Source organism: Cellulosimicrobium sp. BMG9.23, assembly GCF_059159985.1.
This window is the reverse complement of the sequence record NZ_JBZGBZ010000003.1, coordinates 72742-98784: the sequence shown is the minus strand read 5'-3', so window position 1 is coordinate 98784 and position 26043 is coordinate 72742. Positions and strand designations below refer to the sequence as shown.

At 69.8% G+C, this 26043-nt stretch carries 32 protein-coding genes; 5 read left to right on the top strand and 27 right to left on the bottom strand.

Annotated elements, in window-relative coordinates; genetic code table 11:
- Nucleotides 1–154: 154 nt before the first annotated feature.
- From AC4H2G_RS04775 to AC4H2G_RS04700, 16 genes are all read right to left on the bottom strand, one after another.
- Nucleotides 155–802 carry a hypothetical protein gene (locus AC4H2G_RS04775; RefSeq protein WP_494364605.1) on the bottom strand — a complete coding sequence of 216 codons (648 nt, stop codon included), beginning with the start codon at nucleotides 800–802 and terminating at the stop codon, nucleotides 155–157.
- Nucleotides 803–904: 102 nt separating this feature from the next.
- Nucleotides 905–1588 (bottom strand): CoA transferase subunit B, encoded by a 684-nt coding sequence (locus AC4H2G_RS04770; RefSeq protein WP_494364604.1) that lies wholly within the window; start codon nucleotides 1586–1588, stop codon nucleotides 905–907.
- A complete protein-coding gene (locus AC4H2G_RS04765) occupies nucleotides 1572–2384 on the bottom strand; it encodes a CoA transferase subunit A (RefSeq protein ID WP_494364603.1) in 813 nt (270 codons plus the stop codon). The genes AC4H2G_RS04770 and AC4H2G_RS04765 overlap by 17 nt, the downstream gene beginning before the upstream one ends.
- Nucleotides 2381–3298, bottom strand: coding sequence for a fumarylacetoacetate hydrolase family protein (locus AC4H2G_RS04760; RefSeq protein ID WP_494364602.1), 918 nt, complete (start codon nucleotides 3296–3298; stop codon nucleotides 2381–2383). The genes AC4H2G_RS04765 and AC4H2G_RS04760 overlap by 4 nt, the downstream gene beginning before the upstream one ends.
- Nucleotides 3295–4512: an FAD-dependent monooxygenase gene (locus tag AC4H2G_RS04755; RefSeq protein ID WP_494364601.1), complete on the bottom strand. Its 1218-nt coding sequence runs from the start codon at nucleotides 4510–4512 to the stop codon at nucleotides 3295–3297. Before AC4H2G_RS04755 ends, AC4H2G_RS04760 begins: the two co-directional genes overlap by 4 nt.
- 10 nt (nucleotides 4513–4522) lie before the next feature.
- Nucleotides 4523–5122 (bottom strand): maleylpyruvate isomerase N-terminal domain-containing protein, encoded by a 600-nt coding sequence (locus AC4H2G_RS04750; RefSeq protein WP_494364600.1) that lies wholly within the window; start codon nucleotides 5120–5122, stop codon nucleotides 4523–4525.
- Entirely contained in the window at nucleotides 5119–6216 is a 1098-nt protein-coding gene (locus AC4H2G_RS04745) for a cupin domain-containing protein (protein ID WP_494364599.1), read from the bottom strand. Before AC4H2G_RS04745 ends, AC4H2G_RS04750 begins: the two co-directional genes overlap by 4 nt.
- Nucleotides 6206–6841: an MBL fold metallo-hydrolase gene (locus tag AC4H2G_RS04740; RefSeq protein WP_494364598.1), complete on the bottom strand. Its 636-nt coding sequence runs from the start codon at nucleotides 6839–6841 to the stop codon at nucleotides 6206–6208. The genes AC4H2G_RS04745 and AC4H2G_RS04740 overlap by 11 nt, the downstream gene beginning before the upstream one ends.
- 30 nt (nucleotides 6842–6871) lie before the next feature.
- On the bottom strand, nucleotides 6872–7567 hold the full coding sequence (locus AC4H2G_RS04735; protein ID WP_494364597.1) for a DinB family protein: 696 nt from the start codon (nucleotides 7565–7567) through the stop codon (nucleotides 6872–6874).
- On the bottom strand, nucleotides 7564–8265 hold the full coding sequence (locus tag AC4H2G_RS04730) for a class II aldolase/adducin family protein (protein WP_494364596.1): 702 nt from the start codon (nucleotides 8263–8265) through the stop codon (nucleotides 7564–7566). The genes AC4H2G_RS04735 and AC4H2G_RS04730 overlap by 4 nt, the downstream gene beginning before the upstream one ends.
- Nucleotides 8262–8597 (bottom strand): ferredoxin family protein, encoded by a 336-nt coding sequence (locus AC4H2G_RS04725; RefSeq protein WP_494364595.1) that lies wholly within the window; start codon nucleotides 8595–8597, stop codon nucleotides 8262–8264. The genes AC4H2G_RS04730 and AC4H2G_RS04725 overlap by 4 nt, the downstream gene beginning before the upstream one ends.
- 2 nt (nucleotides 8598–8599) lie before the next feature.
- Entirely contained in the window at nucleotides 8600–9598 is a 999-nt protein-coding gene (locus AC4H2G_RS04720; protein WP_494364964.1) for an NAD(P)/FAD-dependent oxidoreductase, read from the bottom strand.
- A 7-nt stretch (nucleotides 9599–9605) separates the two neighbouring features.
- Nucleotides 9606–10619, bottom strand: a complete 1014-nt coding sequence (locus AC4H2G_RS04715; RefSeq protein ID WP_494364594.1) for a TAXI family TRAP transporter solute-binding subunit — start codon at nucleotides 10617–10619, stop codon at nucleotides 9606–9608.
- Nucleotides 10616–10885: a hypothetical protein gene (locus tag AC4H2G_RS04710; RefSeq protein ID WP_494364593.1), complete on the bottom strand. Its 270-nt coding sequence runs from the start codon at nucleotides 10883–10885 to the stop codon at nucleotides 10616–10618. Before AC4H2G_RS04710 ends, AC4H2G_RS04715 begins: the two co-directional genes overlap by 4 nt.
- 79 nt (nucleotides 10886–10964) lie before the next feature.
- Nucleotides 10965–11507 carry a cupin domain-containing protein gene (locus AC4H2G_RS04705; RefSeq protein WP_494364592.1) on the bottom strand — a complete coding sequence of 181 codons (543 nt, stop codon included), beginning with the start codon at nucleotides 11505–11507 and terminating at the stop codon, nucleotides 10965–10967.
- Nucleotides 11507–12256: a hypothetical protein gene (locus AC4H2G_RS04700; RefSeq protein ID WP_494364591.1), complete on the bottom strand. Its 750-nt coding sequence runs from the start codon at nucleotides 12254–12256 to the stop codon at nucleotides 11507–11509. Before AC4H2G_RS04700 ends, AC4H2G_RS04705 begins: the two co-directional genes overlap by 1 nt.
- 324 nt (nucleotides 12257–12580) lie before the next feature.
- Between AC4H2G_RS04700 and AC4H2G_RS04695 the strand changes: the two genes are divergently transcribed.
- Both AC4H2G_RS04695 and AC4H2G_RS04690 read left to right on the top strand, forming a co-directional pair.
- Entirely contained in the window at nucleotides 12581–13621 is a 1041-nt protein-coding gene (locus tag AC4H2G_RS04695; protein ID WP_494364590.1) for an alpha/beta hydrolase, read from the top strand.
- Nucleotides 13552–14700 (top strand): helix-turn-helix domain-containing protein, encoded by a 1149-nt coding sequence (locus AC4H2G_RS04690; RefSeq protein WP_494364589.1) that lies wholly within the window; start codon nucleotides 13552–13554, stop codon nucleotides 14698–14700. The genes AC4H2G_RS04695 and AC4H2G_RS04690 overlap by 70 nt, the downstream gene beginning before the upstream one ends.
- A 33-nt stretch (nucleotides 14701–14733) precedes the next feature.
- Here the strand turns inward: AC4H2G_RS04690 and AC4H2G_RS04685 are convergent, their stop codons facing one another.
- From AC4H2G_RS04685 to AC4H2G_RS04660, 6 genes are all read right to left on the bottom strand, one after another.
- Nucleotides 14734–15522, bottom strand: coding sequence for an IclR family transcriptional regulator (locus AC4H2G_RS04685; protein ID WP_494364588.1), 789 nt, complete (start codon nucleotides 15520–15522; stop codon nucleotides 14734–14736).
- A gap of 65 nt (nucleotides 15523–15587) precedes the next feature.
- Nucleotides 15588–15893: a hypothetical protein gene (locus AC4H2G_RS04680; protein WP_494364587.1), complete on the bottom strand. Its 306-nt coding sequence runs from the start codon at nucleotides 15891–15893 to the stop codon at nucleotides 15588–15590.
- 27 nt (nucleotides 15894–15920) lie between these two features.
- Nucleotides 15921–17519: a bifunctional 3-(3-hydroxy-phenyl)propionate/3-hydroxycinnamic acid hydroxylase MhpA gene (gene mhpA / locus AC4H2G_RS04675; RefSeq protein WP_494364963.1), complete on the bottom strand. Its 1599-nt coding sequence runs from the start codon at nucleotides 17517–17519 to the stop codon at nucleotides 15921–15923.
- Nucleotides 17520–17537: 18 nt separating this feature from the next.
- Nucleotides 17538–18293 (bottom strand): GntR family transcriptional regulator, encoded by a 756-nt coding sequence (locus tag AC4H2G_RS04670; RefSeq protein WP_494364586.1) that lies wholly within the window; start codon nucleotides 18291–18293, stop codon nucleotides 17538–17540.
- Nucleotides 18293–19156: a fumarylacetoacetate hydrolase family protein gene (locus tag AC4H2G_RS04665; RefSeq protein ID WP_494364585.1), complete on the bottom strand. Its 864-nt coding sequence runs from the start codon at nucleotides 19154–19156 to the stop codon at nucleotides 18293–18295. The genes AC4H2G_RS04670 and AC4H2G_RS04665 overlap by 1 nt, the downstream gene beginning before the upstream one ends.
- A complete protein-coding gene (locus tag AC4H2G_RS04660; RefSeq protein WP_494364584.1) occupies nucleotides 19153–19764 on the bottom strand; it encodes a VOC family protein in 612 nt (203 codons plus the stop codon). Before AC4H2G_RS04660 ends, AC4H2G_RS04665 begins: the two co-directional genes overlap by 4 nt.
- A 700-nt stretch (nucleotides 19765–20464) precedes the next feature.
- Here AC4H2G_RS04660 and AC4H2G_RS04655 point away from each other — a divergent pair.
- On the top strand, nucleotides 20465–21475 hold the full coding sequence (locus AC4H2G_RS04655) for a S66 family peptidase (protein ID WP_494364583.1): 1011 nt from the start codon (nucleotides 20465–20467) through the stop codon (nucleotides 21473–21475).
- Between the two features lie 422 nt (nucleotides 21476–21897).
- On the opposite strand, the gene AC4H2G_RS04650 is transcribed toward AC4H2G_RS04655, so the two are convergent.
- The 5 genes from AC4H2G_RS04650 to AC4H2G_RS04630 all read right to left on the bottom strand — a co-directional run bounded on the left by AC4H2G_RS04650 (nucleotide 21898) and on the right by AC4H2G_RS04630 (nucleotide 24392).
- Complete coding sequence (locus AC4H2G_RS04650) at nucleotides 21898–22146, bottom strand: hypothetical protein (RefSeq protein WP_494364582.1); 249 nt, start codon at nucleotides 22144–22146, stop codon at nucleotides 21898–21900.
- 81 nt (nucleotides 22147–22227) lie between these two features.
- Nucleotides 22228–22434: a KTSC domain-containing protein gene (locus tag AC4H2G_RS04645; RefSeq protein WP_494364581.1), complete on the bottom strand. Its 207-nt coding sequence runs from the start codon at nucleotides 22432–22434 to the stop codon at nucleotides 22228–22230.
- A gap of 41 nt (nucleotides 22435–22475) precedes the next feature.
- Nucleotides 22476–22886 carry a ubiquitination-like system serine protease family protein gene (locus AC4H2G_RS04640; protein WP_494364580.1) on the bottom strand — a complete coding sequence of 137 codons (411 nt, stop codon included), beginning with the start codon at nucleotides 22884–22886 and terminating at the stop codon, nucleotides 22476–22478.
- A gap of 2 nt (nucleotides 22887–22888) precedes the next feature.
- A complete protein-coding gene (locus AC4H2G_RS04635) occupies nucleotides 22889–24157 on the bottom strand; it encodes a ThiF family adenylyltransferase (protein ID WP_494364579.1) in 1269 nt (422 codons plus the stop codon).
- Nucleotides 24132–24392, bottom strand: coding sequence for a multiubiquitin domain-containing protein (locus AC4H2G_RS04630; RefSeq protein ID WP_494364578.1), 261 nt, complete (start codon nucleotides 24390–24392; stop codon nucleotides 24132–24134). Before AC4H2G_RS04630 ends, AC4H2G_RS04635 begins: the two co-directional genes overlap by 26 nt.
- A 116-nt stretch (nucleotides 24393–24508) precedes the next feature.
- Between AC4H2G_RS04630 and AC4H2G_RS04625 the strand changes: the two genes are divergently transcribed.
- Entirely contained in the window at nucleotides 24509–24913 is a 405-nt protein-coding gene (locus AC4H2G_RS04625) for a hypothetical protein (RefSeq protein ID WP_494364577.1), read from the top strand.
- A complete protein-coding gene (locus AC4H2G_RS04620) occupies nucleotides 24910–26019 on the top strand; it encodes a HigA family addiction module antitoxin (protein WP_494364576.1) in 1110 nt (369 codons plus the stop codon). The genes AC4H2G_RS04625 and AC4H2G_RS04620 overlap by 4 nt, the downstream gene beginning before the upstream one ends.
- The last annotated feature ends 24 nt before the right edge of the window (nucleotides 26020–26043 follow it).

The window sequence follows — 26043 nt, the reverse complement described above, 5'->3', positions numbered from 1 at the left end:
AGAGCTCTGACCCGGGACCCGCCGGCCTCCGCACGAGGCCGGCGGGTCCCGTCGCCGCGCCGCGCCGCCGCAGGGCCGAAGGCACCGAGGTGGCCGGGACGCAACGTGCGACTCACTCGGGACGGCCGGATGTCCAGCGAACCCGACCTCGTCCTCACCGCGGCTGGGTATCGGCCAGGTCGTCGTTCGACCACAGGGCCGCCGAGGCGTGTCCGAGCAGCAGCTTGGGGTAGTAGGCCCAGGCGAACCACGGCGCATGACGCGACGGGCCCAGGGCGCCGTCCAGCGCGAGTCCCCCGACGGTGAGGGCCACTCCCAGTGCGCGCCGTCGGGCGGGGTAGCGGCGGATCACGACGGTCGAGGCCATCATGTACGCGTAGTGTGCCGCGGCCCAGGCGGCGGGGTGGACGCGGCGTCCCGGCGACTCCACGTCGAGCCACGCGACCGCCGCCGGGTGCACGTGCAGTGCGGCGAACGAGACGTGCGCGGCGAATCCCTGTCCCGGGCGCTCGTACCAGCGGGCGCACGCCCGCGTGTTGTTGACGTAGACGCCCCCGGCGAGGTCTACGGCCAGCAGGCACGCAACGCCCACGCGCGCTGGACTCCCAGCGTGCGCCCGGGCCACCAGCGCCGCCCCCACTGCACCCACCGCCGTGGCCGCCGCGGTCAGCACGTTGTTCACCGGTGTGGCCTCCGGGCCGACGAACTCTCCCCAGGCGCGGCGCAATGCTGCGCCCGTCCCTGTCGCCCCCGCTCGGTCGAGGCGACGTCGTTCGCGTCGTGCCAGGTGATGGTCCCCCATGTGCCTCACACTTACCCCCGCCTGCGGGTTCGGCACACTGAACGCGGCCGCGCGAGCGCTCCCGGTATCGACGACGTCGCAGTCAGACGACCAGAGCCTCCGTCAGACCCCAGGACGGTTCACCCGCCTCTCGATGTCGACGCCGGACGAGTCTGCAGCGACAGTGAAGTGAGGCTCGGTCCGCTCGCGCACCTGCTGCACGCTGACGTCCGGGGCGAGCTCGACGAGCTCGAGCCCGTGAGGCGTGATGTCGAAGACGGCGAGATCGGTGATGACTCGGTCCACGACCGACTTTCCCGTCAACGGCAGCGAGCAGAGGTCGACGATCTTCGCCGAGCCGTCCTTGGCGGTGTGCTCCATCAGCACGATGATGCGCCTGGCCCCCTGGACCAGGTCCATCGCCCCGCCCGGGCCCTTGATCATCTTGCCGGGGATCGTCCAGTTCGCCAGGTCTCCGGTCGCGGAGACCTGCATCCCCCCGAGGATCGCGATGTCGATCTTCGCTCCCCGGATCATCCCGAACGAGGTCGCGGAGTCGAAGAACGACGCTCCCGGCAGCACGGTGACCGTCTCCTTGCCGGCATTGATCAGGTCGGGGTCGACGTCGTCCTCGGCCGGGTACGGGCCCACCCCCAGGATGCCGTTCTCCGAGTGCAGCATCACGTGCCGGCCGTCGGGGAGGTAGTTGGGTACCAGCGTCGGCAGACCGATGCCGAGGTTGACGTAGTCGCCGTCGGAAAGCTCGGCGGCCGCCCGTGCGGCCATCTGCTCACGTGTCAGTGCCATCGCGGACCTCCGCCTCCCGTACGGTGCGCTTCTCGATCCGCTTCTCGATCTCCGTGCCGACGACCACCACGCGATGGACGTAGACGCCCGGCAGGTGCACCTGGTCGGGATCGATCTGTCCGGGTTCGACGAGCTCCTCGACCTGGGCGACGCACACCCGTCCAGCCATCGCCGCGACCGGCGAGAAGTTCCGGGCCGCCTTGGAGAAGACCAGGTTCCCGTAGTGGTCTCCTCGGGCCGCGTGGACGAGGGCGTAGTCGGTGGTGATCGACTCCTCGAGCACGAACTCCCGAGCCACGCCCGCCGTCGTGAACCGGCGCACCTCCTTCGGCGACGATGCCAGCGCGACCCGTCCTTCGCCGTCGTAGCGCTGCGGCAGGCCGCCCTCGGCGACCTGCGTCCCCACTCCCGTGCGGGTGTAGAACGCCGGCACGCCGGCTCCTCCCGCACGCAGCTTCTCCGCGAGCGTGCCCTGGGGGACGAGCTCGAGCTCCAGCTCGCCGGAGAGGTACCGGCGGGCGAACTCACGGTTCTCCCCGACGTACGACGAGGTCATCTTCCGGATCATGCCGGCAGCCAGGAGCAGACCGAGTCCCCAGTCGTCCACGCCGCAGTTGTTGGACACGACCGAGAGATCGCGGACCCGCCGCGCCAGCAAGGCCTCGATCAGCGCCATCGGATTCCCCGAGAGCCCGAACCCCCCGACGGCCACCGATGCTCCGTCGGGTACGTCGTCCACCGCACGAGCTGCGGACGGTACGACCTTGTCCAGCCCTGCACTTCTCGCGAGGGTCATCGCGTCCGGACCGGCGTGACGGTCTGCGGTGGCTTGGGGCCCCGGTTCGCTCCCTTCGTCGGGCAGCTCACCGCACCCTCGCTCGACACGACGACCTCGAGGCGGCCAAGCCGGGTGATCTCTACGGCGATCCGGTCGCCGTCGACGACCTGACCGATACCAGCTGGCGTCCCCGTCGCGATGATGTCGCCCGGGTGCAGGGTCATGACCGAGGAGGCGTACGCGACGAGCCGGGGGACGTCCCAGATCAGATCGCTGACGTCGGCGTCCTGGCGCAGTTCCTCGTTGACCCAGGTCCGCAGCCGCATCGCGTCCGGAGACGCCACGTCGTCCGGCGTGACCAGGTACGGGCCGACGGGCGTGAAGGAGTCGAAGGACTTCCGCGTGGAGCGGTCCTCTCCGCCACGCATCGTCATGTCGAGCAGCATCGTGTATCCCGCGACGTGGTCGAGCGCCGCCTCGACGGGCACGTGCGACGCCGTGCGGCCGATGACGAGCGCCAGCTCGCCCTCCTGGTCGAAGCGTCGGTCCGAGTAGGGCAGGCGCACCGTCCCGCCCGACCCGAGGACCGACGAGGACGCCTTGAGGAAGATTCCCAAGGAATCGATGTGGAAGTCCTCCTGCATCTCCGCCTGGTGGTCGCGGTAGTTGACCGGGGCGGCGACGATCTTGCTCGGGTCCGGGACGACCGGTGCGAACCGCACCTGCGACACCGGCACCCGGTCGCCCTCGAGGTCGAGGTCACCGAGGACGACCGCGGGCGGCTCGGGGCGTGAGAGCAGGGCGCGCATGGGACTGACGCCCGCGTGCCGGAGCTGCTCCCCCAGCCGTGCGGTCACGTCGACGACGTGCTCACCGTCGACGACGGCGAGCCGGGGCTCGCCGTCGGGGGTGAGGATGCTGGCCAGCTTCATCGGCGGGGCTCCAGTTCTCGTCGTGCGGGTCCGAGCAGGTTCTCGAGGGCGTCGTCGTACAGCCACGCCAGCTCGCTGTAGTCGTCCGGTGCACGCATCCGCAGGTAGCGGTCGCGGTACGCGCGCAGCATCGGATCCTGCGTGTGCCACGAGGCACCCCACGGGCGGGCAGCCCGCTGGCAGCGCGTGGTCCGCGGCACCCGGAGGGCGTCGTACCGCGCCAGGCCGGAGACGTCGTCGACCTGACCGTCGAGGACCGCCGCGAGGGTCAGGCCGTCCTCGAGCGCCTGGCACGCCCCCTGTCCCAGGTACTGCAGCATCGGGTGCGCGGCGTCGCCGATCAGGACCGCGCGGCCGGCGACGAACGTGCTCAGCGGGTCCTTGTCGAAGTTCGGGTACGCCGTGGCGTCGGCGTGGGCGGCGACCGCGGTCCGGACCGCCTCGCACATGGGGGCGAACCGTTCGAGCAGCTCCTCGCTCGACCCCCAGCCGTCACGACCCACGGCCTGGCGGGCGGTGCGGAAGACGGCGACCTGGTTGTACATCGACCCGCTGCGCACCGGGTACTGCATGAGATGGGCATCCGGGCCGATCCAGAGGCGGACGTCGGACAGGTCCTCGCGCGCCGACGTCGGCTCGATCGGGGTCGCGGCCCGGAACGCGACGTATCCGCTGAAGACGGGCTCGTCGACGGCGATCAGCCGGCGCACCGTCGAGTTGAGACCGTCGGCGCCGACGACGAGCCGCGCCGTGACCTCGTACCCGTCCTCGCAGCGCACCCGCATCCGGTCGCCCTCATCGGTGACCTCGACGACGGCGCTGTTCGTCTCGAGCGTGACGTCGGGGTGCTCCCGGCACGCGTCCAGCAGCGGGGTGAGCACGTCGTTGCGGTGCAGCACGACGTAGGGGTAGCCGAACCGCTCGGTGAACGCGTCGCCGAGGTCGAGGGTGCTCAGCACCTCGCCGGTGACGGCGCTGGACAGCACGCCGCGCCGCGGGAACACCGCCGTGGCGTAGATGGCGTCGAGCACGCCCAGCCGGTCGAGGGCGCGGACGGCGTTGGGCCCCACCTGGAGCCCTGCCCCGACCTCGGAGAACTGCGGTGCCCGCTCGAGGACGCGCACCCGCAGGCCGGTGCGCGCGAGCGCCAGGGCGGTGCCCAGGCCACCGATCCCGCCCCCGACGACGACCGCGTCGTGATCTTCGTGCGTCATGACTGCTCCTTCACGCTAGACCGAGGACGTCGACGCGGCGAGATGCCGACGCACGACCTGTGGCAGCACGTACCTGGGCCCCCTGCTCGACGGCGAGCCGCTCGAGCAGGTCCGGGGGGAGGTCGGCGAACCGTCCGCCGTTGCCGAGGTCGACGGCGGCGAGCCAGGTCTGCCGGGCCCGCAGCCACGGCGTCCGGTCGACGCGCAGGGGTGCGCCGTCCCCGTCGCGGCCCTCGCCGTCCCAGGCGTCGGCCGGCAGGTCCCGCCACTCCACCGCGAGATGCACCGCCGCGTGCTCGACCAGGTGTCTCAGGCCTCGCGGGGGCAGCGTGGCGCCCGACGAGATCGCGGCCTCGCGCTCCCCCGGAGCGAACGACGTCGGGACCGGGCGCCCTTCGCGCAGCGCCTGTGCGAGGTGGGCCCAGCCGCGGGCGTCGTAGCCGACCGTCGCGATCGTCGTCCGACGATCGTCGGGGGCGTCCGGGTGACCAGGTTCGTCGTAGGCGCGCTCGGGCAGCAGGGCGAGCTGACGCAGGAAGTACGCGGTGCCGCGGTACGCGAGCAGCAGATCCTGTGCCGGTCCGCCGAGCGCCGTGCGCGCCCCCGTCATCGCTCGCCGTCCACGACGTGCGTGCGGGCGAACCCGAGGCGCTCGATCACCGGCCCGTCGTTGAAGCGGAAGAGGTCGAACTGTGCCTCGGCCTCGATCGACCACGGCACCCACGACGGGACGACCGCCAGGTCGCCCCTGCGCACGGCATGCCGGACGCCGTCGATCACGAAGGTCCCGTGGCCGTCGAAGACCTGCCACACCGACGACCCGACCTCGTGCCGCGTCGGGGTCGTCGTACCCTCCCGCAGCCGGTGGAACTCCGCCCGCAGCGTCGGCATGACGTCGCCGCCCGTCGTCGGGTTCACGTACCGGATCGCGGCGTGGCCCTGCTCGACGGTCGCGGGGTGCCCCTCGTCCTCCAGCCGGAGCTGCTCGGCGACGGCCCGGTCCGTGTACTCCCAGCGGTAGGCCGCGATGGGCGAGCTCACCCGGTCGTCGAGCCCGGACAGCGGCCGCAGGCCGGGGTACGCCCACAGTCGTTCGGACCGTGAGATCTCCGGGCTCGACTCGTCGGTGACCCGCTCGGTGCCGTACTCGAAGAACCCGACGTCGATGTGGTCCGAGAGCGGGACGTCGAGGCCGTCGATCCAGGCCATCGGCGCGTCGGTGTCGTTGTGGTGGCCGTGGAAGTTCCAGCCCGGGGTGAGCAGGAAGTCACCCCGGCGCATCGCGACCGGGTCACCGTTGACCACGGTCCACACGCCCTCGCCCTCCACGACGAACCGGAACGCGTTCTGGGCGTGGCGGTGCTCGGGCGCGGTCTCGCGCGGCCCGAGGTACTGGATCGCGGCCCAGATCGTGGGGGTCGCGTACGGAGCACCTCCGAGGCCGGGGTTCGCCAGCGCGATCGCCCGCCGCTCCCCACCCCGTCCCACGGGGACGAGCTCGCCGGAGCGCGCCGCCAGCGGGTACAGGTCGTCCCAGCGCCAGACGAACGGGACGGCGTCGGAGCGCGGGTGGAAGGTGAGCACCTCCGACGCCTGCGTCCACAGCGGCGCGAGGTGGTGGGCGGCGAAGTCGGCGTAGAGCTGCTCGAGCTCGGGGGTCGGATCGAGCTCGGCGTTCTGCAGGTTCTCGAGGTCAGAGCTCACGGGCCACCCCCGTCTCCAGGACGACGAGCTCGGCCGGGACGAGCGCGCGCAAGAGCCCGTAGTGCAGCTCGCGGTGCACGTCGGCCAGACCGCCCTGGTGGATGGGCACGACGACGCGCGGGCCGACGGCGCGCGCGAAGTCGATGGCCTCGGAGATCTTCATCCACGGGCCGCCCACGGGGAGCAGGAGCACGTCCACCGGCCGAGGATCGGCGTCGAACGCGTCACCGGGGTGCCACACCTGCCCGTCGAGGACGAACCCCGTGTTGGCGACGGGTGGCAGCGCCGGGTGGATCGTCCCGTGGGTCCGGCCGGTGGGTTCGACGCGGGCACCGGCGATGTCGAGGGCCGACCCGTCGACGACCACCCGGTCGCCCTCGCGTCGCGGCCCGGCTGCGGCGGACGCCTCCTCGTTCGCTACCAGGACCGCGCCAGGGCTCGCTTCCCGCAGCGCAGGGAGTCGCCCGGCGTCGACGTGGTCGGGATGGGCGTGCGTGACCAGGATGAGGTCGAGGGCGTCCACCTCCTCGAACCCACGGGCGTAGGTGCCGGGGTCGAACAGGGCCCGCACACCCTCACCGGTCTCGACCAGGACGGTGGCGTGCCCGAAGTGCGTGACGATCATCGGATCCGTCTCCTCGCTCGATGTGATGGGTCAGAACCAGGGACGGCCCGCGAGCACGGGAAGGTCCGCGCCCGCCAGGTCGACGTCGGCGGTCCGGCCGGACGCCCAGGCCAGCAGGAGGCGCGGGTCGCCGGTGACGACCGTCCCGCCGTCGTCCGACCCCCGGGCGTCGAGGGCAGCGCCCGGGCGGGCGCGGAGCCGGACGTCTTCGAGGTCCTCCGCCTGGACGGTGCCGAGCTGCGACACCGCGATGGCGGCGTCGTCGTGGGGCACGGCGTCCCACGGTCGCCGCAGGTCGGCGTGGTGGACCACGACCTGGACCAGCCGGCGACCCGGGACGGCGCGGGCGGCCGCGTCGAGATCAGCCCACTCGCGTACGCCGGAGACCGCCTGCGTCAGACGCGCACTGGCTTCGATGAGGTCGTCGACGAGGACGGCTCCCGGGCGCAGGCCGCCGTACTCCACGTCCCACCGGCGCTCGCCGTCGTCCGGCGGGACGGCTCGACCCGTGGCGAGCAGGAGCTCGTCGGCCATCCGGTCCGCCTCGCGTGCCAGGTACGTCAGGACGTGACCCCCCGTGATCCCGGGCCGGACCTGCTCACCCTGCAGGTCCAGCTCGAGGAACCCGTCGAGCATGTGGCCGAGCAGCGCAGCCGTCTCGCGGTCGAGCGCTTGCACGACGACGTCGGGCTCGACGACGGTCGCCTCCACGCGCGGGCCCGTCACCGTGACGCCCGTCGACGGACGAGATAGCGAAATCCCGCCTCGAGCTGCGCGGAGGTCCAGACCTCGTCGCGCTTGGCCGCGGTCTCCTCCTCGTCCGACCAGATCCGCGGCCCACCGGCGGCGAGAGCGGCGAGCTCGGTCCGACAGGCGCGCTCGAGCAGCACCGCGTACATGACCGCGGACGCGACGTCGGGTCCGACGGTGACCGCACCGTGGGCGGGCAGCAGCACGCCGTTCGCCGCGCCGAGCGCCGCGGCGGTCGCCGCACCGAGCTCCGACGTCGAGATCAGCGACCCGGTCACCGACGTCAGGCGCGCGAGCGGCGGTCGGGTGAAGGGGACCGCGTCGTGGGACAGCGGGTGCAAGGGGACGTCGAGCGAGGCGAATGCGGCCAGCGACGGCGCGTGGGTGTGCACGACCGCCTGCACATCGGGGCGCGCGCGGTAGATCTCGGTGTGGATCGGATGCTCCAGGTGCCGTCGCCCGGAGCCCGCGAGCACCTCGCCGGTCCACGACACGAGCACCACGCGGGCGTCATCGATTTCGTCGAATCCGTAGCCGGCGGCCTTCATCCACGCCCCCCGACCATCGTCGTCGCGCACCGACGGGTGGCCCCACACGAGGTCGCCCAGGCCGGCGGCCTCGAGCGCGGCGCAGGCCGCCACGACGTCGTCGGCTCGGGTCGTCGGCGCCGTCACGAGCCCGCTGCTCGTCGGGCGACCAGGGGCGTGTCCACACCCAGCGGGCCGAGACTCGAGGCACCGCCCGGATCGCCGACCGGCTCAGGCCTTCCGGGCAGGGTGAGCATGAAGAAGTCGGCGTTGTCCTGCTCCCAGACCGGGTCGTGGCCGTCCTGCGGTGCGGTGATCGCGGTGACCGGGCAGACCGTCAGGCACGCCCCGCAGTCGATGCACTCGGCCGCGTTGATGTAGCGCTTCTTGTCCCCCTCGTAGATGCAGTCGACAGGGCAGACGTCCACGCAGGACCCGTCCATCTCGTCGATGCACGCCTCGCCGATCACGTACGCCACGTTCAGCCTCCGATCGCTGCGGCCGTCAACCGGGGCAGCTCGGACGAGTGCCCCGGGAAGATGTCCTCGTCCGGCCGCAGGACGACGGCGATGTTGTTCACGGCCGTCGCGGCCTCGCCGAACCCGACGACCATCAGCCGCACCTTTCCCGGGTAGTCGGTGATGTCGCCGGCGGCGTAGACACGTCGTCTCCCGGTCGCCATGTCCGTGCCGACCTGGATCTGTCGCCCGGTGATCTCCAGGCCCCACTCCAGGAGGGGGCCGAGCGACGCGATGTGGCCGAGCGCGGGGATGACGACGGACGCCGCCAGGACCTCGGGGGTCGCCGTCTTCGCGTCCCGCACCACGACGTGCTGCACCTCGGGCGCTCCGCCGACCTCGAGGACCTCGGCTCCCGTGATGATCCGGGCGCCCGAGGCTCGCAGCAGCTCGACCGAGGAGGGGTGTGCCGTGAAGCGTTCGCGGCGGTGGACCACCGTGACCGACCTGGCGGTCGCGGCGAGCGAGTTCGCCCAGTCGACCGCGCTGTCCCCTCCGCCCACCACCACCACGTCGTGCCCGTCGTAGTCCTCTGCCGGGCCGACCACGCGATGGATGCCGCCGCCCGGGTACGTGTCGACGGCGGGGAGCGGGCGGGGCGTGAAGCGCCCGATCCCGCCCGTGACGAGGACAGCGCCGGCCTGGATCCTCGTGCCGCCGGCGGTCGTGACCACGACCGACCCGTCGGGCTCGTCGGTCAGCGTCGCGCACTCCTCGCCGAGGAGGACCCGCGGATCCGCGCTCATCGCCTGCTCGACCAGGCCCAAGACGAGGTCGCGTCCGCGCACCGCCGGCATGCCCGCGACGTCGTAGATGAGCTTGTCCGGGTACAGGGCGGCCACCTGCCCGCCCAGGTGCGTGAGGCTGTCGACGAGCACGACGTCGAGTCCTCGCATGCCGGCGTAGTAGGTGGCGAACAGACCCGCGGGTCCGGCGCCGATGATCAGCAGCTCGCAGCGCATCGTCACGTCAGCTCCACAACAGGCCGTCGGTCAGGGGCCCCTCGTCGGCGAGGTCGGTGTACGCGCGCGCCGCACTCGCATGCAGCGGCACCGGGGTCCTGCGCATCTCTGCCGGGTCGAGGGGGTAGCCGACCGGGGTGCGATCGGCGGGGATGTGCTGGTACTGCGCCTCGAGCGCGAGCCTCGTCTTCACCATGCACCAGGCGGCCAGGTAGGCGACCTCGTCGTCGAGGTCCTCGCGGCACAGGAGCAGGAAGTCGGCGAAGTCCAGCGTCCGCAGGTCCTGGTCCAGCATGGGCAGGTAGCCGGCCTCCACGATCGCGCTGGGCCACCCGAGCGCCGCGAACCCGTCGAGGACGTCCTCGCCCCACTCGAGGTACCGCACGGCCCGTCGGTCCGCGATGCGCTGCCACGCCGGCATCATCACGGCCTCGGTGATCAGCACGTTGATCGACGCGTTCGCGAACGCGTGCACCAGAGGGAACGGTCGCTCGTCGTAGCGGAAGCGCGCACCCGATCGCCGAAGATCGTCCGGGGCGGCGCCGGCCAGCGTCAGCGCGTGGTGCGCCGCCAGGCCGATCGCGTTGACGCCGTCGTCGGCCGAGGTCCCGATCACCAGGTCGGCGGCGACGTCCGCGAGATCGGCGACGGTGTGCACGGGCAGGTCCGCGTCGACGGCGACGACGAGCCGGTCACGGTGCGCGATCGTGCCGAGCGCCCGCAACCACGGTGCCGGAGGGTGCCCTGCGGGACCGGTCCCGTCGAAGAGCAGCCGGCCCGCCGCCGCCGGGGTGACCAGGGCGATGTCGGCCCTCCCCTCGCGGAGCGCGTCCACCGCGTCGGCCCCACCCCTGCCGGCGTGGATCGAGAACTCGGACCCGCTGGGTGCCCGGTCCCCGATCTCCTGCGCCAGCCAGCCGGAGATGCGCGTCAGGTTCGCCTGTCCCCAGTCGGCCTTGAAGCGCAGCGTGACCGGCGACGACAGGCGCGGCGCGTCCGTGCGCTGGCTCGTGGGCGTCATGTCGCGGAGATCGCCGCGAGCCCTGCGGCGTCGACCGAGAGGTGGACCTCCGTGACGGTGTCCACCGGCCAGCCGATGCGGTCGAACTCGTTGCGGACCGCCTCCTCCGAGTCGCCCTCGTACACCGTGACGATGTAACCCTGCTCGAGGTTGATGAAGCACTGCTGGAACTCGGCGAACGTGTTCTGCTGGATCTCGGGCACGTAGGAGGCGACCTCCTCCGGCGCGAGCGCGGGAGCCTGGTGGACGCTGACGTAGGTGGTCATCTGCTGCTTCTCTCTTCGGCGGACGGTCTCGGAAAGATCACGAGGCGGACGGGCGTGCGCCCTCCCCACGGTGCTGCGTTCAGACGGCCAGCGGCTCGGAGGCCCAGCCGAGGCGGTCGAACGAGACTTCCGCGGCCGTCGTGCCGCACGTCCGGCACGACCGGGCCTCGACGTCCTCGTTGAACCTGCGCGAGACCTCCGTGTAGATCGCGACCGCGTCGACCTCGAGGTCCTGCTGCCACTCCAGGCGGTGCAGCTCCTCGCCGCACCGCTCGCACGCGAAGATCGCGGCACGGTAGGCGGGCTCGTTGCCGATGTAGCGGATCAGCACGCTCTCCTCGACCGGTTCGAGCCGGTGCGGCGTCCCCGCCGGGACGTAGACGTGGTCCCCCGCGATCATGGACCAGCTGTTGACGTTCGAGTCGCGCAGCCGGACCGTCGCCCGGCCGGACATCAGCGCGATCACCGTGTCCTCCTCGAACGCGAGGTAGAACGGCTGCGTCTCGGTGTTGCGTGACAGCGTGATCTGGGGGTCGACGTCAGCCGGCATCACGGGGACGTCCGCGTAGTTCCCCACGCTCTTCGCGGCCTGGAAGGCCTGCACCATCCGTCGTCGTGCCATCAGCCGAGCACCTCCTTCGCGCTCGACCGCAGTGCGTGGAAGGCGGCGTTGGAGACTCGCGTCTGGTTGACCAGCCGGTCCCAGCCCCACGGCTTGAGATCGAACACGTAGTTCTCATGGCCGCAGTGCCGGCAGATGCGCACGTCGTCGGAGTTGCGCTGCCGGACGAACTCCGTGCCGCCCCACTGGGTGGAGAACTGCCGGAAGACGTCGTCCTCGTCACCGAAGGCGGTCGCGTCGAAGTCCGGCGCGCCGAAGGGCGCGGCGTCGTACTCGAGCTTGAGGATGTCCTGCTTGCACTTCTCGCACTTGGCCGAGAGGGCCTCGCGCTGGCCCGCCTCGGACGACTGCCGCTGCGTGATGGTGACCAGCGCGAACGCGCCCTCCTTCGTCTCGTCCCGCATGAACGAGTTCACGCCGTGGAACGGCTGCGTCGCCATGAGCGATCCGGTCGGGATCATCGCTTCGTTCGACCCCCAGGCGACGAGCAGCTCCGAGGCCGTGTTCCAGTGGAAGAAGTGCCCGTGGAAGCGTTCGTCCCCGCCGTACAGCATGGCGCCGCAGGGAACCATGGCGCCTGCCTCCTCGTAGGGGAAGATCGGCATCAGCTGCGCGTTCGACTTCGACATGCGCTCGTACACGCTGACCTTGAGCGGCTCGCGCTCGCCGGTCGGTGGCCTGACGTGGTTTGTCGGCGTGATCTCCGGCAGCACCACGGCGGCCTCGGGGGGATTCACGGTTGCCGTCACGAGAGTCTCCTTTGACTTCCGAACATGTGTCACCTGAAGACACATGGATCGCTCGTTGCAACAACGATAGCCTGCGTTCCGCGTCGCAGCAAGCACGGCGTGCGCGAATCGCGGGAGCCGCCCGAGCATCGGACCGGAGCCTGCGATCGCCGACCGGGTCGGCACCCCCGGCGTCGACCGGAGCACGGGGCTGCCGTACCTGCGGCCGGCACAGGCTGCACCCCGCCGTGTGGCGGGGCGATCCCGACGGGCGGCGGTGGTGTCGTGGCTTCGTGGGATGAGTCAATCGGTCGGTACTCGACCCGACGACGTGGGAGGCACAGCGTGAGCGACACACGTGGACCTGAGAAGATCGGCGCACCCGTACCGTTCGATCCGGAGCTCGCAGCAGCACTGGCTGTCGTGAGCGACTATGTCCCGAAGTTTCCGAGTCTCGACTCGATCGCGACGGGCCGTCAGATGGTCATGGCGGGGATGGACACGTCCGGGCTCGACCGGCGTGTGGAGGCCGGCACGCTGAAGGTGAGCGAGAGGACCATCCCCGGACCGGCCGGAGAACCTGTCGTCGGGCTGTTCATCGTGCAGCCGACCGCTGTCGCCGGACCGACCCCGGCGCTGTACTACACCCACGGCGGCGGGATGATCCTGGGCACTGCCCGCGGGGTCTCCGAGGAGTACCTGGACTGGGTGGAGCAGCTCGGGTGCGCCCTCGTCTCGGTGGAGTACCGGTTGGCGCCTGAGACCCCGCACCCCGGCCCGGTCGAGGACTGCTACGCCGGCCTGGTGTGGGTGGCGGAGCACGCCGACGAGCTCGACGTCGATCCTGCGCGGATCGTCGTGTTCGGCAGCAGCGCGGGTGGCGGTCTCGCGGCTGCTACGGCGCTCATGGCGCGTGACCGGCAGGGCCCGAAGATCGCCGGGCAGCTCCTGATGTGTCCGATGCTCGACGACCGGAACGACACTGCCTCGGCGATCCAGGGTGAGGGACGCGGAACCTGGGACCGTCGCGACAACCTGACCGGATGGACCGCTCTGCTCGGCGACGCCCGGGGCGGACCCGACGTGTCGCCGTACGCGGCACCGGCGCGCGCGACAGACCTGACCGACCTTCCGCCCACCTTCATCGATGTCGGCTCGGCCGAGACCTTCCGGGACGAGGCGGTCACCTACGCCAGCCGACTATGGCGCGCAGGTGCCGACGCGGAGCTGCACGTCTTCGCCGGTGGGTTCCACGGCTACGACGCGCTCGCTCCGTATGCCGCAGTGTCGAAGGACACCCGCGACGCGCGGACCAGGTGGCTCACCCGGTTCTTCGAGCGGGCCGGCGTCGCACAGCCCGATCCCGGGAACGGTTCCCGCGGCTGAGCCGGCCGGCTTCCACCGATCGCGGCAAGGAGAAGGGTGCCGGGGCGGGGCAGGATGGACGAATGAGAGACCTCACCGCGCGGATCACCGCACTGGCGCCGGAGGCGGCCGAGGCGCTGAAGGCCATCGCGTACTTCGACGAGCTCGGTCAGCACGGTGCCGGTGCTCGATCCGTCGTCCGCGCGGCCGCCGCGCTGTCGGGCATCCCGGCGAACCTGATCGACAGGACCGGAGGCACCTCGATGCGGGTGACCGCCGACGGCACCTCCACCCCCATCGCGGTGGACGTGGATCCATCATGGCCCCGCGCCGTGACCGCGGACGGTGCCCTGGAGGTTCTGCTCGAACGTCCCGCGCCGAACGAGACCCATCTCGACGCGCTGGTCGCGGAGCGGGCGCTCCTCGCTATCGCGACGGCCATCGGTCGCCCCGTAGAGGCCAGACCGCGGGACGAGAACCTTGCGATCAGGACCGCCGTCGACCCGAGAGCGCCTCAGCATCTGAGGCATCAGGCGCTCGACCGACTCGGGCTGACCCCTCGGACCGCGGTGTGCGTCACCGCCGTGCGCGGGGCTGTACCGATGATCGCGAGCACCATCGCGGAGGCACGCGCGCGAGCAGCCTCGAGCAGGGCCGGGATCGGGCCGGTCCTGCCGGCAGACCACGCGCCCAGGTCGTGGAAGCGTGCATGGTCGGCACTCACCCTCACCGCGGAAGGGACCCGCATCGACCCCGGGGATCGGATCGTCGTGGCCGACGAGGCCGGCACGCTGGTCTGGCTCGCTGAGAGGACTCCGCTCACTGCCGACGACCCGGACGACGTGCGGACGATCAGGATTTACGCGGCATCCACGCCCTGGCTGCTGGAAACCCTCCATGCCGTCAGCACCACCGACAGCATCCGTGATGCCGCGGCGACGCTCGGCCTGCACCACTCCACCGTGCAAGAACGCGTCACCCGCGCCTCCCACCTCCTCGGATGGACGGTCGCCGACCAGCAGGGAAAGTTCCGCACCCAGCTCGCACTCGCCATGCGGCGCATCGGCAACGCACATCGGACGAACCCGACGACGCCGTAGGCCGCCCGGACTCTTCTACTTCCGGGGACGTACCTAGGCGACGACGCCGCGGAACTCGTCCGCGATGGCGACCGCTGTCTTGGCAGTGGCACGCATCCAGGTCTCGTCGGCCCGGGTGCGAGGAGCCGTGACGGACAGCGCGGCCAGTGCGCGGTCCTGACGGTCCCGCAGGACCACGCCGACCGCGCTCACGTCCGGCTCGCTCTCGCCGAAGTTGGTGGCGTAGCGGCGGGTCCGCACGGTCTCGAGCGAAGACAGCAGGTCGCTGCGACGAAGCGCCGGCGTCTGCCCCGTCGCGGGGATCGTCTCGCGGGGAAACAGCGCCGTCACCTCGTCGGCCGACAGCTCGGCCAGCAGCGCTCGTCCCGCCGCGGTGGCGTGCGCCGGCAGGGTCCAGCCGAGCCGGCTCCCGGTGCGCACCGTCTGGCGGCTCTCGATGCTGTCGACGCACACGATCTGGTCGCCCCGCAGGACGCTCAGGTGCGAGGTCTCGTCGGTCTGCCGGGCGAGCTCGGACAGGGCCGCCCGTCCGACGGTCCGCAGGTCGTTGCTCGTGACGGCGACCAGCCCGATGCCGGCCAGCACCGGCCCGGGCCGGTACACCCGCGAGACCGGGTCGTGCACGACGTAGCCGTAGGCACCGAGCGTGCTCAGGAGCCGGTGGACGGTGGACCTCGACAGTCCCAGTCGCTTGCTCGCGACGCCGACCTGGATGCTCGAGCCGTCGAGAAAGAGGCGCAGCAGCTCGAGCGCCTTGGCGACGGCGCTCACGGCTTCGGGTCGCCGCTCGGCGTCCTCGGTGCCGTGCTCTGCGTCGTCCATCGAAGGGAGTATGCCAGACTGCCGAGCGTCGGCCCTGGCCCCTGTCGCCGCGGTCTCGCCCCCGACTACGCGCGGCGCACCCCGCTGAACCTGGAGGCGGGAAGGAACCTCATCTTCCCCGTCCCGGTGAACGCGTCGGGACTCCCGAGCGTCAGCTCGACGTCCGCCTTCCCCTTGATCGGCTTGGCCAGGTGCGTCGTCAACGTCAGGTTCTCGTCGTCGCACCGGACGTCGGAGACGGTGCAGACGACCTGCGGGGAGTCGAAGACGACGTCCACCACCCCCGCGTCCTCCGTCACGGTCATGTCCATCGTGAAGGTGCCGACGATCGAGGACTGCTCGACGTCCCACACCCCACACCATCTGTTCATGCGATTCCTCTCCGAGTGGTCGATCGTTCAGCCGGCGACGGCGGGAGCGGCGGATCCGCTCGCGGCGTCACCGGTAGCGGTCAGCGTCGTCACGTAGGCCTCGGCGAGCCGCCGAGCCGCCCCGGCTCCGGACTCGGTGCCGAAGACGTACAGGTCCGGTCGCACGAGGACGGCGTCGGCGCCGACCTGCGCGAACCAGTCCGCGTAGGTGCCGTTCGCGTCGCGAAAGGCTGCGACACCGGGGGACCCGGTGAAGCGGGGGTCGAAGCACACGACCGCGATCCCGAGCGTGCCCAGCCGCTCGATCTGCTCGACGGACAGCTCGGCGGCCTCGTCGCCGGGCCGGATGATGAGCGCGGCGGGTCCGAACACGTCGTCGAAACGGACACCGCGCCGGTCCTCGACGTCGATGGTTCCCTGCCAGGAGAGGTAGCCGCCCTGCTCACCCTGGTAGAGACCGTTGCCCAACCGGGGACGCGGTGGTGGCTCGGGCGCCCTGCCCGACGCGAGCGCGGCCGTCATGGCCGTATCCCGCTGCGCCGCCTCGTCGGGGTCCAGGATGCAGATGATCCTGCCCAGCGAGATCGAGAAGTCGATGAAGTCCGACACGTGCGCCGCCCGCTCGGACCCGTAGGTGTCCAGCACGGCGTCGTCGAGCACGCCTCGCAGGACCAGATCGAGCTTCCAGGACAGGTTGAGACAGTCCCGCAGGCCCGCGGCCAGGCCCTGGCCGGCGAACGGCGGCATGAGGTGCGCCGCGTCGCCCGCGAGCAGCACCCTGCCGCGGCGGAACTCCGAGGCCCAGCCGGACGCGAAGGTGTACACGACGCCGCGCTCGATCCGGGCGTTGTCGGGAGTCACGTCGAACGGCCGCAACAGCTCCCAGATGCGTTCGGGTTGCGTCAGCTCCTCGCGCGTCTCCCCCTCCAGGCGCATGAACTCCCACCGCCGTCGGCCCGGCCCCGCCGGGACCACGGTCGTCGGGCGCACCGGGTCCGCGACCTGCTTCGCGATCGTCAGCGTCGCCATGTCCGGGCCGGGCAGGACGTCGACGACGAGCCAGTCGAAGAAGTACCCCAGGTCCGTCCATTCGATCCCGAGCTGCCGGCGCGTCGCACTGTTGGCACCGTCGGCGGCCACGACGTAGCGCGCCCGGAACGCCCCGTCCGGTCCGGAGACCGTGACACCGCCCTCGTCCTGGTCCTCGACGACGCCATGGAACCCTCGACGCATCGTCACGCTCGCGCAGGCGTCCAGCGCGGCCTCCAGATGACGCTCGAGCGCCGGCTGGTTGTAGAAGTAGGTGTTGTTCCACCCCGAGGTGTCGATGCCCCGCCAGTCGACCAGGTGCAGGGTCTCTCCCGCGGCGTTCACCCAGACGTAGAGGTCGTCATACGGCTCGACGGCGTCGGGGATCGAGTCCACGGGCATGCCGACGCTCTGGAACAGGCGCGCGATCTCCGCGTCGTGCGCGACCGCGCGCGGGAGCGGATAGGTGTCGTCCTTGCGTTCGAGCACGAGCACGGAATGACCCCGTCGGCCGAGCATGAGCGCGGCCATCTTCCCCACGGGACCACCACCCACGACCACGACGTCGTAGTCCGCCTCGCTCCTCCCGATCGCCATTGATCCGGATGCCATGTGTCAGTTCCCTTCGGGGATCGAAGTCGTCGGCGGCTCGAGAAGCCGGGAGAGCCGGGGCTGCTGCTCGTCGGGAAGCTCTGCGAAGACAGACTCGAGCGTCCGGTTCAGGTGCGAGACCAACGCGTGCGCGCACGTCTCCGGATCGCCGTCGATCGCGGCCTGGAGCAGGTCGCGATGCTCCTGCTGCGAGACGGCGAGCCGTTCGCCGGACGCCTCGCGGAGGTCGCCGACCTCGGCATGCAGGTAGCGCAGGCGGTACCGCTCCGAGTGGTCCCACAGCTCACCGACCAGCCTGACGACCCGGGCGCCCGCGTGGGCCCCCAGGCCGAGGTGGAACGACCGGTGGTTCTTCCGGAAGTCCGCCATGTCCGCGTGCGTCATCGCAGCGTCCATGCCGGCGACGTAGGAGGCGAGCCGAGACTTCTCGGCGTCTCCCAACCTCGGGACGGTGGCCCGGATCGCCTGCGGCTCGATCACCATCCGCAGGGCGTAGATCTGGTCGAAGTCGTCCAGGTCGAGCTCCGTGACCCGGAGCCGGTGGTGGAAGTTCCCCGCGACGAGACCCTCCGACGCCAGCTGCCGAAGGGCTTCGCGCAACGGCGTCCGGCTGATCTGCATCGACCGCGCGAGCGTGACCTGCGACAGCACCGCTCCCGGCGCGAGGGTTCCGTCGAGGATCTGTCGGCGGAGCGCGTGGTAGGCGAAGGCCACCGCGTCGTCCGAGACGTCGCCGACGACGCGCGGGTCACGGTCCATCAGCCGACGATGCTCTGCGTGATCGGGTAGAGCTGGTCGATCTCGGTGCGGAGAGTGCTCCCGGCCTCGAGGAACTCCTGCGGGTCACGGCCGAGACCGACCCCGGAGGGGGTGCCCGTGAAGATGAGGTCGCCCGGCCGCAGCTCGACCACGGCGCTGAGCCTGCTGATGATCGCCGGGACCGGGAACACCATGTCGGACGTCGTGCCGTGCTGCAGGACCCGCTCGGTGCCGTCGGGACCGATGAGCGTGCACGTGATCCGTAGCGCATCCCGACCCGCGATGTCGGCGAGCGGCAGCACCGGGCCGACCGGCGCGAACCCGGCGAACGACTTGCCGAGGCTGAACTGCGCGGGCTTGCCGCGCTGCTGGACCGTACGGTCGCTCAGGTCCTGCCCGACTGCCAGACCCGCCACGTGGTCCCATGCCTGTGCCTCGTCGATGTCCCGGCCCCCGCGGCCGACGACGACGACGAGCTCGGCCTCCCAGTCCACGGTCGACCCGGTCAGGCGCACGTCGGTGCGGGCACCCGCGAGGCTCGAGCCGAACTTCGTGAAGACGACCAGGTGTTCCGGCAGGTCCATCCGGGACTCCGAGGCGTGGTCGGCGTAGTTGAGCCCGATCGCGAAGATCTGACTCGGCCGTGGGACCGGGGTCAGGATCTCCTCCTCCGTCACGGGCGTGCGCGCGGACGTCGCCAGCTCGACCGTGCGCATCCACGCCGCGAACTCGTCCCACTGCTCGTAGGCGTCGGCGGGCGACGGCCCGAATCGGCCGTCACTGGCACGCTCCACGTCGACCGCCCCGGTGCCGTCGAGAAGGCTCAGCCGCCCGCCGACGTTCGCGACGAACCGCGCGCTCACCAGAACTCCGGGAGGTAGACCTCAGGGATGACGTCCGGCAGGTACTCCCCGGCGGTCGCCCTCGCGTGGATCTCGTCGAAGCTGAGCCCCTCGCGCCGCGCGGCAGAGACCTTGGCCGGGTCGAAGTGCACGCCGATCGGGTTCTCGTCGAACTGCTGCGACGCCCACATGAACTGCTTCGACCTCGCCCAGTCGCCGAAGGCGTCCACCTGGATCTCGACGCCGTTGCCCTCGGGGTCCTGGTAGTACATCGACATCGTCATGCCGTGATCGAGGTTGAGAAAGGGTTCGATGCCGTCGGCGGCGAGCCGGTCGTAGTTGTCGATCCACTGCTCGAAGCTCGCGTACTCGAAGGCGGTGTGATGCAGCCCGATGGTGTGGCCCTTGTCCTCGGGCTCCTTCAAGCCGGGCAGCGCGAGCAGGGCGATGCGATGGTTCGCCGCGTCGTTGGTCAGCCAGGCCGCGCCCGGCCCGTGATAGACGGGTTCGAGCCCCGCCACGTTCTCGTAGAACGCGACCATCTCGTCGAGCTTCAACGTCGCGAAGGTCGTGTGGTGGAAGACCGGCCGAGTGATCGGCCTCGGTCGGCGCCGGCGGTTGTCCGACATGATCGCTCCTCCATTGGAGTTCATGGACACCGAACGACCATAGGGCAGCCGGCCGCTTTCTGTCTACAGTTTGCTCTGACCTGCACCTTCACCTGGTCGTGTCGCAGCGAGCAGCCGACACGAGATCGACGCGCAGTGTCGGGAGCGAGCGCCGTCCATAGCCCGGTCGGCATGCCGCCGCGCAACCCGTCGGCCTCGACACGCCCGGCGCAGGCGATGCACGACCGGCGACCGGCCGATCTCGGAGGGCCGGGCGCTCGCCCGTCGGCCGTTGTTCGTGGCGCCATTCTGAATCGACGGCAAAACTTCCATGCTCACTGCACGTCGTCGTCGACACGAGCGTGTGGCGCGGCTCGATGATGCGCCGGAAGGGAGCAGTGGTGTGAGACTCGTGGGCGCCCGTTTGCGGTCCGCTGTCGCCCGACCATCGAGCACCGGACGCACCATCACGAGCCGCCAGCGCCTTGCGGGTCGACTCGATGAAGGATCGGTCAAACTGGCCCGCATCTCGACAGCTGTCGAGACGCAGGACAGATCGACGGCGAGCGAGCGCCCTACCCTGGCTCAAGTCCGTCCCAAGCGCGACGACGTTCAAGCTACGAGCCCGTCGTCGGGACCGTGGCAGGCGCCCCGCCTCACGGGGATACCTCGGAGAGCCACCCCCGCTCCAAGCCGACGTCCGGATGGCACGATGGCCAGCATGCTCAAGTTCCCGCAGCCGCTCAAGCCGGGCGACCGCATCGGTGTCACGTCTCCCTCGTCCGGAGTCGAAGGGCAAGCAGCCGCCCGGATCGCCTTCTGCGTCGACTGGCTGCGCGAGGCAGGGTTCGACGTCGTCGTCGGAAACCTGATGGACGGCACAGGCGTCACCGCCGGGCCGGCGGCCGACCGTGCGGCTGAGCTCACCGCGATGCTCTGCGACCCGACCATCCGCTGTGTCATCCCACCGTGGGGTGGTGAGACCGCGATCGACCTGGTGGATCTCCTGGACTGGGACGCTCTCGCCGCCGCGGAGCCGACGTGGCTCGTGGGCTTCTCCGACCTGTCCACCGTCCTGGTTCCGATCACGACCCGGTTGGGCTGGGCAACCGTGCACGGGGACAACCTCGCCGATACCCCTTACGAAGTGCCTCCAGGTCTGGTGAGCTGGCTCGATATCGTTGCCGCGACCGGCCCGCACGTGCAAGGAGACTCGGGCTTGATCGCCGACTGGTGGCGGTTCGAGGATGACGCACGCGCCACGACATGGAAGTCGGTCGGTGAGGGGCGATGGGCACTGCACGGACCCGAGTCGCTTCACGTGAGCGGGCGGCTGATCGGCGGGTGCGTCGAGACCTTGTGCAACATCGCCGGCACGCCGTACGGCGATGTGGCGGCGTTCGGTCGTGAGCACTCCCAGGACGGGCTCATCGTCTACGTCGAGGCGGCCGAAGCCGATGCCGCCACGGTCTGTCGTCACCTCCACGGCCTGCGTCTCGCAGGGTGGTTCGACTACGCCCGCACGGTGCTGGTCGGCCGAACGCGCGCACCCGACCACGTGAAGATGACCCAGGGGGAAGCCGTCCTGGACGCGCTCGGCCGACTTCGCATCCCGATCCTCTTCGATGTGGAGATCGGGCACGTCCCGCCACACCTGTCGCTGGTCAACGGGGCGCTGGCAACCCTGACCGTGGATGGGGACCACCGAGAGATTCGGCAACTGCTCCGCTGAGCTGCGTGCTTAGAGAATTCAGGCCGATTCTCAAAGAGACTTCCACCTTTACAGCAGCACGCGCGTCATTCAAAAGACGGATCGGCCAAACCAGCCACATCTCGACAACAACATCGTCATCTGTTGATGTGCACCGTAGATTGCGCGGACACGCCGCAGTACTTTGCATGATTTCGGGCGTGTCTCCCGGGTCGCGAAAAGTAGGTTGCGGGGCGATCGGCCGCTTGCTGCGAGCGCTGTGGTCCGGTCAGCGTACGCGCTGCCAACCCTGGGTCGGTTCCTCAAGTTCGGTCGGCAGTGCCCCGCCGAGGTTCCATCCACTCCTGGGGCGTGGCGCCTTCAACGCAGACCTCGAGGTACTCCTCTGGGGTCATCCCAATCGGCTTGGGGTTCAGCGGTCCGCGGTCGTAGCCGTAGAACGGCTACGTGCTCTTCACCCGTGACTGAATGTCCCGCGCCTGGGAGGTCGGGCCGTCGGCAGAACCGCCGACTTGGAACTTGCGGAAGTACGCGATGTTGCGTGCCGACGGCCACGTCCTCCACGCCCTGTAGAACGCGCCCTCCCACGCGTGATGAGCCCAGCGCCACGGTCCCTCGAAGCCGACCGCTGCCAGACCGGCCAGCAGGCCCTCGGCGGTGTTCCTGAGCTCTTGCTGTTTGTTCATCGTCACGAGCCCAGATCGTCCGGTCCCTCCGACACCAGCGGGGCTTCGCCCGGTCGCCAGAAATCCCCGCTGGTGGCGGATGGTCGGTCACCGGATCCGGCGATAGAGATGAGCCTTGATCGTCTCCCCGACCCGCCGCCAGGGGTGTGGCTGATGCATCGCCTCGGCGAGGCTCGGGTGAACGCTGAAGTAGTCGTACACGCCGCCGCTGCGGAATGCGATGCGCAGCGTCCCGGTGCTTGGGTCGTAGCCGAACGCGCGGACGTTCTCTGAGATCACGGGCGTGAGGTTCATGACTGACCTTCAGGTTGGGCGTGGCGGATGTCGTGGGTAGGTCAGGAGCCGCCGAGGCGGCGTCGTAGCGCGCGGACGGACGAGAGCGCGCGATCCCAAAGGCGTGCGAGGGTCCCGCGGTTCGCGAAGTGAGTCTCCAAGGCCTGGTGATCACGGCCGAGAGCTGCGCGGGTGGCCGTGTCGGAGATCGGCATGAGCCAGACGACTTGGTTGGACCTGATGAGGTAGTGCGACTGGCAGGTGAACTGACCGTTTCCCACCGAGGGTCGGAGTGTGATGGTCCCGTCGAACGTAAGCTGCCAGTCGGCGGGGCCGAAAGGCGTGAAGACCTTGGTGCCGCAGCCGCACGCGCAGAGGTGCGCAGCGGTGGCGTAGTCCATGGAGACGTAGAGGTAGCCGTGCTCTAGCTGAGCGGGGATGTACTCGCCGAAGACGGGTTCGAGCGTGGACATGCTCATGCTGTGGCCTCGCCCGTCGTGATGCGGTCGCCGCCGTCAGGGAACACCGTCAGCACGTTGGTGGTGTCGGACATGTGGCCAGTGATGCCGTAGCTCGTCAGGATCTCGCTCGTGTCGACCCGGTACAGGGCGTTCAGTTCGCGCTCCTGGTCGGCGTAGAACCCGAGTTCCTTCTTGAAGCGGATCACCGCCATGGCGGCGGCGAGAGCGTTGAGCTCGACAACCTGCACGTTTGACTCGTATTCCTGGTCGTCCCCGGCGACGTAGGAGATCAAGCCGTCGTTCTCGATGTGTTCCGACGCTCCTGGGAACCCGGCCGTGATCCGGATCTGCCCGCCGATCCCGCTAGCGTCGTTGCTGACCCCGATGCCCGTGTCGATGAACGGCACCCGGGCGTTCACGAGGGCGTCGACGATCGCCTTCTTGTCGTCGTTGGCGTCCATTGAGATGAACACGAAGTCGGCGTCGAGGATCTCTGACACGTTCGCCGAGGTGAGGTAGTGCGGATGCGGCACGAGCCCGCGGCGCATGGGGTCGTACATCTGGGCGTAGTACTCGACCTTCGGACGCTCCGCGTTCAGGTCCTCGATGCTCGCTGCGGCTGGAGCTCGGAAAGCGTTGTGGGTCGCGAAGACGTCGGCGTCGTACAGGTGGATCGCGGTGATGGGGACCTTGGCGAGGAAGTCGAGGAGATACGCGCCGGTGCCGCCGAGCCCGATGATGACGACCTTCGTGAGGGCGAGCCGCTCGCTCCGGGCCACGATGCCTGCTCTGCTCGAGAAGGTGTCGACGTAGCGGAACACCGAGTCACCCTCGTCGGTGACGACGGGCTTGTGTCGGAGGGCTGTGGCATTGGGGTCTATCGCTTGAGCATGGCCCGTGATCATGGCGGCGTAGTAGGTGACCTTGTCGTAGTAGTCCTTGTAGCCGTCGGCGGGCTTCTGCGAGAAGGCGCAGTCCGCAGTGAGCCCACTCGTCAGGGTGAGCGGAACCGCTGTGTTGACCAGACCGGCAATCGCCCGGCCGCTGCGGTCGTGTGGCACACCCCCTATGAACCACATGACGTGCGACTGAGGGCGCGCCGTGCGCCCACCCTGCAGGTCGACAGGGCACACCAGGCAGCCATCGATGTGCACCTTCCCGTCCGCGCCCACGAACGGAAGGCCGTCGATGAAGAGGTGGCCCTGCCCGATGCGCAGCGTGTACCCCTCCGCCACGAGCTGGGAGAGGTCGGGGCTGTCAAGAACGAGTCGTGAGGCGAACATCGAAGCTCGTCCCCTTCTGCTTGACGCGCACGGACATGCCGGCGACGAGCTGGCCGCTACCCCCGTGCGGTGCGATGGCGTTGCGGAAGGCGACCGTGAAGATCGCACCCGTCTCCTGGGTCGGGTAGGCCAGCCGAACCAGCTGCTCGTACGTGACCGTCTGGTCCTCGACCGTGACCGGCGTCCCGTTGATGACGATCACGTAGCCCTTGGCCTTCTTAGTCTGCGACTCCACAGATCACACCTCCGTAAGTGCTCTGCCACATGGCATGTCTGCCAGCGACCGGCCACCCTCCGGCGACCCGAGATCAAGGTACCACGTACCCGCGATCACCCTAGGGGTGATGCGCGGTGTACGATTACAGCGCCTCGCGGCTGCCTCACGTATCGACTATCCTCACTCTGATAAGGGTCATCAGCCCATGGGTGATGGAGACGAGCCGGTTGCTGCTGGAGTACCTCAACGAGAGCCTGCGGCGCCTCGCTTCCGACCCAGACTTCGCACCCGACGGCTGGGACCGCACCGAGATCGCCCACTTCAGGCGCTTGGTGCAATGCACGTTTGCCGCGCTCTATGCGTCCGACGTCCTGAACCTGCGCCACCTTCGACTCGTCGAGTACTCCGAAGGTGGCCAGGACTGTTGGTCGGTCCTGCTGAGCGGCAACCGAAGGCTGATCGTCACCTTCAAGACGGACGGAACGCCGATGACGGCTGTGTTTGACCTCTTGTCACCCGGAACGGAAGCACTCCGATGAGCAGACCCACAGGGACTTTCCCGCAGTTCGCACCAGATGCCGTGGGAGCAGTGCTCAGCGATGAGATCGAGAGCCGAGGCTGGACTCAGGCCGACTTCGCGGCCGTGCTGGGCCGACCAACGCAGTTCGTCTCGGAGATTGTCACGGGCAAAAAGGAGATCACGCGCGAGTCCGCTGCCCAGATTGGCGTCGCTTTGGGCACCTCCGCTGAGACCTGGCTCCGGATGCAGGATCAGTACCTGCTGTGGAAGCAGTCCCGCAACACCGAGACTCAACAAAAGCTCGACGACGTGCGCCGTCGGGCCGCCCTAAACAGCAAGGGCCCGATCGCGCTCCTCCAGAAGCGCAAGATCCTCACCGGACGCTCGCTTGACGAGTTGGAATCTGAGGTCCTCGACCTCTTCGAGATCCCGTCGCTAGAGCACGAATCCCGCTTCGTCCTTGCCGCTCGCCGCAGCAACGGCAACGAGGCCATCTCGCCGGCGCAGAAAGCGTGGGTGGCTTGTGTCAGGCGCAAGGCCCGTCAGAACGTCCCGTCAGCGCCACTCTCGGAGGCGGGCCTTGAGAAGTTGGGCGCCGCGCTTCCTCAAGCGCTGCGTCGGCCTGAGGAGTTCAGCAAGCTCCCCCAAATCGCCGCCCGAGCTGGTGTTAGTCTGGTGTACGTCGAGGCATTCCCAGGAGCGAAGATCGACGGCTGCGCGCTATTCATCGACGGCATGCCCGTGATCGGTCTTTCGGGCCGCGGCAAGCGGCTCGACAAGATCCTCTTCACGCTGCTTCACGAGATCGCCCACCTCTCGCTCGGACATGTCACGGAAGACTCGGTGATCGTCGAAGCCATCGATGACGATCATGACGACGAAGCGTCAACAAGCGGCACGAAGGAGCACGAGGCCAACGCTCTAGCGGGGAAGTGGATACTCCCCGAAGGGCTGCCCGAGGTTCCTCAGCGGATCGGGGCGCCCTGGGTCAACGGATTCGCCGCCACACTCGGTGTTCACCCGATTGTTGTCGTCGGACAACTACAGAAGCGCGGCGTACTTGAGTGGCGTACGACGCTTGCGCGCAACGCACCGAGCGTGTCCGACGCACTTGAGTCCTGGTGACCGGCAATCTCCGTCGACATCGTC

Bases quoted from the DNA above. Each gene is read 5' to 3' on its own strand.
- AC4H2G_RS04620 (WP_494364576.1), top strand. From the start codon at position 24,910: ATGAGCAGACCCACAGGGACTTTCCCGCAGTTCGCACCAGATGCCGTG.
- AC4H2G_RS04765 (WP_494364603.1), bottom strand. From the start codon at position 2,384: ATGACCCTCGCGAGAAGTGCAGGGCTGGACAAGGTCGTACCGTCCGCA.
- AC4H2G_RS04705 (WP_494364592.1), bottom strand. From the start codon at position 11,507: ATGGCACGACGACGGATGGTGCAGGCCTTCCAGGCCGCGAAGAGCGTG.
- AC4H2G_RS04635 (WP_494364579.1), bottom strand. From the start codon at position 24,157: ATGTTCGCCTCACGACTCGTTCTTGACAGCCCCGACCTCTCCCAGCTC.
- AC4H2G_RS04760 (WP_494364602.1), bottom strand. From the start codon at position 3,298: ATGAAGCTGGCCAGCATCCTCACCCCCGACGGCGAGCCCCGGCTCGCC.
- AC4H2G_RS04660 (WP_494364584.1), bottom strand. From the start codon at position 19,764: ATGTCGGACAACCGCCGGCGCCGACCGAGGCCGATCACTCGGCCGGTC.
- AC4H2G_RS04640 (WP_494364580.1), bottom strand. From the start codon at position 22,886: ATGTCCACGCTCGAACCCGTCTTCGGCGAGTACATCCCCGCTCAGCTA.
- AC4H2G_RS04655 (WP_494364583.1), top strand. From the start codon at position 20,465: ATGCTCAAGTTCCCGCAGCCGCTCAAGCCGGGCGACCGCATCGGTGTC.
- AC4H2G_RS04685 (WP_494364588.1), bottom strand. From the start codon at position 15,522: ATGGACGACGCAGAGCACGGCACCGAGGACGCCGAGCGGCGACCCGAA.
- AC4H2G_RS04715 (WP_494364594.1), bottom strand. From the start codon at position 10,619: ATGACGCCCACGAGCCAGCGCACGGACGCGCCGCGCCTGTCGTCGCCG.
- AC4H2G_RS04775 (WP_494364605.1), bottom strand. From the start codon at position 802: ATGGGGGACCATCACCTGGCACGACGCGAACGACGTCGCCTCGACCGA.
- mhpA (WP_494364963.1), bottom strand. From the start codon at position 17,519: ATGGCGATCGGGAGGAGCGAGGCGGACTACGACGTCGTGGTCGTGGGT.
- AC4H2G_RS04710 (WP_494364593.1), bottom strand. From the start codon at position 10,885: ATGACCACCTACGTCAGCGTCCACCAGGCTCCCGCGCTCGCGCCGGAG.
- AC4H2G_RS04755 (WP_494364601.1), bottom strand. From the start codon at position 4,512: ATGACGCACGAAGATCACGACGCGGTCGTCGTCGGGGGCGGGATCGGT.
- AC4H2G_RS04750 (WP_494364600.1), bottom strand. From the start codon at position 5,122: ATGACGGGGGCGCGCACGGCGCTCGGCGGACCGGCACAGGATCTGCTG.
- AC4H2G_RS04770 (WP_494364604.1), bottom strand. From the start codon at position 1,588: ATGGCACTGACACGTGAGCAGATGGCCGCACGGGCGGCCGCCGAGCTT.
- AC4H2G_RS04680 (WP_494364587.1), bottom strand. From the start codon at position 15,893: ATGAACAGATGGTGTGGGGTGTGGGACGTCGAGCAGTCCTCGATCGTC.
- AC4H2G_RS04740 (WP_494364598.1), bottom strand. From the start codon at position 6,841: ATGATCGTCACGCACTTCGGGCACGCCACCGTCCTGGTCGAGACCGGT.
- AC4H2G_RS04645 (WP_494364581.1), bottom strand. From the start codon at position 22,434: ATGAACCTCACGCCCGTGATCTCAGAGAACGTCCGCGCGTTCGGCTAC.
- AC4H2G_RS04670 (WP_494364586.1), bottom strand. From the start codon at position 18,293: ATGGACCGTGACCCGCGCGTCGTCGGCGACGTCTCGGACGACGCGGTG.
- AC4H2G_RS04720 (WP_494364964.1), bottom strand. From the start codon at position 9,598: ATGCGCTGCGAGCTGCTGATCATCGGCGCCGGACCCGCGGGTCTGTTC.